Here is a 1558-nt window from a genome sequence, read left to right as displayed (position 1 = left end):
CGTGCGTACCGTTCGGTACACGGCGGTTTCAACAGTTGACGTGCACAGACTGATAAGCTGTGGCTAAATCATAAAAGCCACTGCTTATCAGTCTTTCTTTTGTCATTGCCATATTTACCGCTACCGTTTGCGTGGTAAACCAATATCCTCTCCGGCTGTTTCCTGCCTGCCATGCCAAATCTTCCGGCACTCCCATTTTCCGCAGGTTCTTCACCTTGGTTCTCGGTTTCTTCCATTGTTTCCATATACACATTCGGATTCTGTGGTATAGCCACTTATTGAGTTCTTCTATTCGGTTCTTTATTTCCGCAATTCCGTAATAATTCAGCCAGCCATACATATACACTTTTATCTTTGCTAATGCAGGGCGTATGCTCTGAACAGACCTTCGGGAACTAAGTTCTTTCAGCTTTGACTTCATTTTCTTCCATGACTTTCCATGAACCCGGACATATATGCCCTTTCCGTTCTTTCCCAATGTAAAGCCAGGGAATTTAAAAGTTCGGATTGCAAACACGCTGACTACACGGCTTTTCTCCTGGTTCACTTTCAATTTCAGCAACCCTTCCAGATATTTCGTGCTCGTCTCCAGCAGTCTCCTGGCAGCTCTCTCGCTTTTCGCCAGCAGCACGATGTCGTCCGCGTAACGGACAAATACAACTCCACGCTTCTGATACTCCTGATCAAACTCATTCAGATAGATGTTTGCCAGCAGGGGGGAAAGATTTCCTCCTTGCGGCGAACCTTCTTCTGTTTCCATGACTACTCCGTTTTCCATCACGCCACTCTTTAAGTACCTCTTAATCCACTGGATTACCCTTTCGTCCCTCACATTTCTGCGCAGGATATTCAGGAGTATCTCATGGTTCAGGGTATCAAAGTATTTCGACAAGTCCAATGCTGCCGCATGGATATATCCCTGCTCTGCATACTCTTTCACCTTCTGAATGGCATCTTTCGCGCTTCTTCCCGGGCGATAACCGTAACTGTTCTCCGAGAACAACGGCTCGTAGACCGGTGTAAGGCGCTGTGTTATGGCTTGTTGGAAAATGCGGTCTTTTACGGTTGGAATACCCAGCTTTCGTATTCCACCGTCTGGCTTGGGAATCTCCACTCGTCTTACCGGGTCGGGGGTGTACTTTCCCCTTCTGATTCTCTCGATAAGTTCTTTCTGGTTTTCCCTCAGGTATGCGCCTGTTTCCTCCACGGTAATCCCGTCGATTCCTGGCGCTCCCTTGTTTGCCTTTACTCTCTTAATAGCTCTGTTGAGGTTGCCCTTCTCCAGTATCTCCTCCAAGAGTTCCGGCTGTGCACTGTCCCTTTCCTTCCATATCCGGCGGAAAGAACGGTGCGCTCTCACATACCCTTCACGTTCCGCGCTATCTCTTTGCGAGCAGCTGTCTTTGTTTTCTGTACCCAAAGTTCTTTCCTCCTTTCCCAGTTGTACTAAAGACTCCTGTTGATTCGGTCCTTCATCTCTCGACTACTACGACCTCGGCTGACTTCTGTACGTTCAGCACTATCTTTCGATAATGGTTATCCCTTTCAGGACATTCCG

At 47.7% G+C, this 1558-nt stretch carries 1 protein-coding gene; it reads right to left on the bottom strand.

The window, feature by feature from the left end; all coding sequences use genetic code 11:
* Positions 1 to 28: 28 nt before the first annotated feature.
* Positions 29 to 1420 carry a group II intron reverse transcriptase/maturase gene (gene ltrA / locus DFR60_RS30115; protein ID WP_110326993.1) on the bottom strand — a complete coding sequence of 464 codons (1392 nt, stop codon included), beginning with the start codon at positions 1418 to 1420 and terminating at the stop codon, positions 29 to 31.
* Positions 1421 to 1558: the final 138 nt, after the last annotated feature.

The organism is Hungatella effluvii (assembly GCF_003201875.1).
In the GTDB taxonomy this organism is placed as follows: Bacteria; Bacillota; Clostridia; order Lachnospirales; family Lachnospiraceae; genus Hungatella; species Hungatella effluvii.
This window is presented reverse-complemented; position numbering and strand designations above follow the sequence as displayed.